The organism is Actinomadura sp. BRA 177, assembly GCF_013372625.1.
In the GTDB taxonomy this organism is placed as follows: Bacteria; Actinomycetota; Actinomycetes; order Streptosporangiales; family Streptosporangiaceae; genus Spirillospora.
This window is the reverse complement of sequence record NZ_JABXFD010000475.1, coordinates 1-4,664: the sequence shown is the minus strand read 5'-3', so window position 1 is coordinate 4,664 and position 4,664 is coordinate 1. Positions and strand designations below refer to the sequence as shown.

Here is a 4,664-nt window from a genome sequence, read left to right as displayed (position 1 = left end):
GGTGCGGCGGTCGCCGTCCCGGCCTTCGCTCCGCCGCGCCGCAGCCGTCCGGCCGCCGCGAGGAGCGCCATGGCGCCGGCGAGGAGCGCGGCGGCGACGATCCCGTCCGTCCAGTAGTGGTTGGCCGTCACGACCACCACGAGCACCGTCGCCGGCGCGTGCAGCGCGACCGCCCAGCGCCACGGGCTGCGCGACACCCGGACCACTGCGACCGCCACGAGGAGCGCCCATCCGATGTGCAGCGACGGCATCGCCGCGTACTTGTTCGCGATCCCGTCCGCCGCCGCCGGGTACGCGGACGGCCCCACGGTCAGCATGGTGTCGACGGCGCCGATCCCGGCGAGCCTCGGCGGTGCCAGCGGGAACAGCATGTGCACGACCAGGCCCGCCGCCGTCAGCACCACCAGTTCGTTCCGCACCCGGGCGTAGGACGGCCGGTGCCGCACGTAGAGCCAGATCAGCAGCAGGGCCGTCCCCGGGAAGTGAACGCCGACGTAGTACACGTTCGCGAGGAACGCGGTGTGCTCCCATCCGAGCGCCCAGTGCTGGAACGCGACCTCGCTCGGCAGCCACGGCCGTTCGAATCCCCACAGCCACGCGGCGTTCGCCATGGCCTGGCCGGGGCCCTGCTCGACCAGCGTCCGGCCCCACTTGTAGAACGCGAACAGGGCCAGCAAGAGGCCGACCTCGACGAGCAGCGGCCGTGCTCCGCTCCTCAGCACTCCACGTGCCGCCGCCGTGCTGACCATGGTGCCCCTCCCCGTGCCGGTGTTCCCGTCCATCACAACCTTCGCGTCCGACACTTCGGGGGGCACTGGGCCCACCTCCATGAAAACCGGAGGAAAGGTCCATCCCGGGGGTGGAGTTGACCCCACCCCTCCCGTAGATTCCGCAGCGTGATCACCGGCGGATGGCTCAACCCGCCCGCCGCCGTCGCGGAGGACGGTTCCGCGCTCCTCGTGACCGCGGTGAAGGGGAGCGACTTCTGGCGGACGACGTCCTACGGCTACGACCGCGACGGCGGCCACGCCCTGCTGTCGCCGTTCGCCCCCGAGGCCGCGGTCGAGGTCGCGTTCATCGCCGACTACGACCATCAGTTCGGCCAGGCGGGCATCCTCGTGCGCCTGGACGAGAGGACATGGATCAAGGCGGGCATCGAATACTGTGACGGCGCCCTCCAACTGGGCGCGGTGGTGACCGCCGGCGCCTCCGACTGGTCCTCGGCCCCCGTTCCCTGGCACGGCCGCGAGATGACGCTCCGGGCGAGCCGCTCGGGCGACGCGGTCACCGTCCGGGCCCGCGCGGGCGGCGACCCGTGGCAGATGATCCGGCTGGCCCCCTTCCCGCCCGGCGTCGAGGCCGCGGCAGGCCCCTACTGCTGCGCCCCCGAGCGCGCGGGCCTCACCGTCCGGTTCACCCGCGTGACCGCGGGCCCGCCCGACGTGGCCCTGCACCCATAGGCACCCAAGCACTTACTTGGTAAGCTCCTGCGGACAAGCGCGGGAGGGATGCCACATGACGGTCGCGCCGGTGATCGAGGAATGCGCGGGATGCGGCCCGGGAGCGCGGCTCGCCGCCCGGTTCATGCGCCGCGTCGTGCGCCCGCTCGTCGAGCGCCTCCCGTGGACCCCGTTCAGCCTGCGCTTCGTCCCGCTGATCGACCTGGGCGCGGCCCTCCTACTGCCGCCGCGCGGCACCAGGGCCGCCGCGGTGAAGGGCCTCGGCTGCGGCGCCGAATGGGTGCGCGGCCCCGGCGTCCCCACCGGCTCCCGCCGGGTGGTCCTCTACTTCCACGGCGGCGGCTTCGTCGCCTGCGGGCTGCGCACCCACCGCCGGATGATCGCCCGCATCTCCCAGGCCGCGGGCATGCCCGTCCTGTCGGTCGCCTACCGGATGCAGCCGCGCGTCCCGATCCAGACGTCCATCGACGACTGCGTCGGCGCCTACCGGTGGCTCCTGGAGACCTACGATGCGGACGACATCGTGGTCGCCGGCGACTCCGCGGGCGGCTACCTGGCCTTCATGGCCCCGCTGCACGCCCTCCGCGACGGCCTGCCCCGCCCCGCCGGCATCGCCGCCCTGTCGCCGTTCGCCGACCTGGACATCGCCCCGAAGACCGCCCACGCCAACGCGGCCCTCGACCCCTTCGTCCCGGCGCACCGCCTGTGGGACATGGTCCGCACCTGCTTCCCCGGCGCCGAGCCGACCGACCCGTGGCTCTCCCCGGTGCACGCCGACCTCACCGGCCTGCCGCCCGTCCTCATCCAGGCCGGCGCGATCGAGGTCCTCCTCGGCGACGCCGAGTTGATGGCGGAGCGCCTCGGCGCCGCGGACGTCCCCTGCACCCTCCAGATCTGGGAGGGCCAGGTCCACGTCTTCCAGGTCTTCGCCGACATCTCCCGCGAGGGCCTCGTCGCGATCAAGGAGATAGGCGCCTTCGCCCGCCGCGTCACGAACGCGAGCACCCCGCAGAAGGCCGCCTAGCGCGACCCGGCCGGACGCCCCTCGGCCCCTGGTGGATGCGGCTCGCGTGCTTGCCGCTCTTCCTCGTGCACGGCGTCCTGGCGGCCGGGGCATCGGACTGGTCCGGGACGATCACCACGGTCCTCGCGGCCGTCCTGGGCGTCCTGCTGGCCGTGACCTCCCTCCTGGTCGCGTGGACGGGCCGCCTCCCCATCATGCTCACGTGCGTCGCAGCCTTCGCGGCCTGGACGGCCGCCGCCCTAACGACGGGCCCGGGCTACACGGCCCTGACCGGCGGAGCCCCGATCGCCGTCCTCCTCGCAACGGGCTGGCTCCACGAAAAGACCACCCGCGCCCACCCCGCCGCATGAACTGACGGCGGGTTCCGAGCGAGGCGGAGGAGGGGCGAGTTCGACGGTCTCGGACCTTGGCCGGCCGTGGTGTTGCCGATAGCCTCCCCGCCATGCACCGCAGCCGACTGGTCGGGATCCTCATTGACACGCCTGCCGCGCACGCAGGAGCGGCGGCGGACTTCTGGTCCGCGGCGCTGGGCGCCCAGGTGTATCCCGCGCCGGGCGAGGAGCAGTTCACGGTACTGGCGGGCGCGGTCTCCGGGCTGTTCACCGTCGTCCAGGCGGTCGACGACGCGCCGCGCTACCACCTCGACATCGAGACCGACGACCTGGCGGCGGAGGTGGCCCGCCTGACGGCGCTGGGCGCGGAACCGGTGTCGAGCTGGCAGGAGGCCCATACTCTGCGGGCGCCGGGAGGCCACCTGCTCTGCGTGGTGCCCGTGCACAGCGCCCCCGAGACGTTCGCCGAGTCGGCCCGCACCTGGCCGTGAGCCCGGTGCGGCGCCGCGGCCGTCCAACGTGCATGCTCCTCACCGAGGGGCGGCTCCGGGGGTCAGGTGCGCCAGTGGCCGACCAGTTCGGCGTACAGGGGGTTGCGTTCCAGGAGCGTCTCGTGGGTGCCGTGGACGGGGACCGGGCCGTCCAGGAGCAGGACCCGCTGGGCGCGCTCGGCGGAGCTGATGCGGTGGGCGATGACGATGAGGGTGCCGCCGCGTCCGGCGAGGGCCAGTTCGGCGCGGGCCTCGGCGGCCGGCTGGAGGTGGCTGGTCGCCTCGTCCAGCACGAGGACCGCGGCGGGCGACAGGTAGGAGCGCGCCAGGGTGATGAGCTGTCGTTCGCCGTGCGAGAGGTCGCCACCGCCGGGCGGTAGGTCCGCGTCGTATCCGCCGAGGCGGTCCACCGTGTCCGCCAGCCCGACCGCGGCCACGGCCTCGTCGAGCTGTCCGGCGGTGGCGTCCGGGCGCAGGTAGGCGAGGTTGTCGCGCAGCGTCCCGGCGAAGACGTAGGTCTCCTGCGGGATGAGCGTGACCGCCGACCGCAACTGGCCGGGATCGAGGCGCCCGAGCGGAACGCCGCCGAGTGCGACGCGCCCCCGCTGCGGCGCCAGCAGGCCGGTGAGCAGGTTCGCCAGCGTGGACTTGCCGGTGCCGCTGGGACCGACCACCGCCAGGTGCGTGCCCTCCGGGACGCACAGGGACAGCTCCCGGACGACGGGGGCGGCGTGCGGAGAGTAGGCGAAGGTGATCCGGTCGGCCTCGATGCCGAAGGAGTGGGCGATCGCGCCGGCCGGGGGCGGCGTGGCGCGCGGGGCGCAGATCTCGGCCAGCCGGCCGAGGATCACCGCGAGGCTGAGCAGCAGGGTACCGCCGGCGTCCACGAGGACGGTGATGCCCGGCTGCAGCCCGGTGACCAGGTACCCGGCCGCCCCCGCGATCTCCCCGGCGGTGAACCCGCGGGCGGTCAGGTACGGGGACAGGACGAGCAGCGCGAGCAGCGGCAGGTGCACGCCGAGCACCAGCACGGGCAGCCGGACGAGCCGGGTGAGGGCGTACGCGCGCAGCGCCCCGGCCTGCGCGTCGATCACCGCGCCGACGGTGCCGGCCGCGCGCTCCTCGGCGGCGCACGCGCTGACGTCCCGGACGCCGTGCACGACCACCGCGGCGGTCTCGCCGATCCGCTCCGCCTCCCGGACGACGGCCAGGTAGCGGCGGAACTGCAGCCTCACGGTGGCCGCGAAGACCCCGAGCGCGAGCGCCACCGAGAGGCCGGCCGCCAGCGCGAGCGGCGGCGCCAGCAGGGCCAGGCCGAGCAGCGCCGCGACCCCCGCCGACAGCAGCTGCCGGACGT

Annotated in this window: 6 protein-coding genes; 4 read left to right on the top strand and 2 right to left on the bottom strand. The window is 74.4% G+C overall.

The genetic code is table 11. The features are described 5' to 3' along the window. Positions 1 to 815 (bottom strand): phosphatase PAP2 family protein (locus HUX53_RS27830; protein WP_176406183.1); only part of this gene is annotated, 815 nt, incomplete at its 3' end. Positions 816 to 896: 81 nt separating this feature from the next. Here HUX53_RS27830 and HUX53_RS27825 point away from each other — a divergent pair. The 4 genes from HUX53_RS27825 (at position 897) to HUX53_RS27810 (ending at position 3,307) form a co-directional block, all read left to right on the top strand. Beyond that, entirely contained in the window at positions 897 to 1,460 is a 564-nt protein-coding gene (locus HUX53_RS27825) for a DUF1349 domain-containing protein (RefSeq protein WP_176406182.1), read from the top strand. A gap of 55 nt (positions 1,461 to 1,515) precedes the next feature. After that, positions 1,516 to 2,484 (top strand): alpha/beta hydrolase, encoded by a 969-nt coding sequence (locus HUX53_RS27820; protein WP_176406181.1) that lies wholly within the window; start codon positions 1,516 to 1,518, stop codon positions 2,482 to 2,484. Between the two features lie 50 nt (positions 2,485 to 2,534). Further along, positions 2,535 to 2,834, top strand: coding sequence for a hypothetical protein (locus HUX53_RS27815; RefSeq protein WP_176406180.1), 300 nt, complete (start codon positions 2,535 to 2,537; stop codon positions 2,832 to 2,834). 92 nt (positions 2,835 to 2,926) lie between these two features. Further along, positions 2,927 to 3,307 (top strand): VOC family protein, encoded by a 381-nt coding sequence (locus HUX53_RS27810; protein ID WP_176406179.1) that lies wholly within the window; start codon positions 2,927 to 2,929, stop codon positions 3,305 to 3,307. 62 nt (positions 3,308 to 3,369) lie between these two features. On the opposite strand, the gene HUX53_RS27805 is transcribed toward HUX53_RS27810, so the two are convergent. Next, a partial coding sequence (locus HUX53_RS27805; RefSeq protein ID WP_176406178.1) for an ABC transporter ATP-binding protein occupies positions 3,370 to 4,664 on the bottom strand: 1,295 nt, incomplete at its 5' end.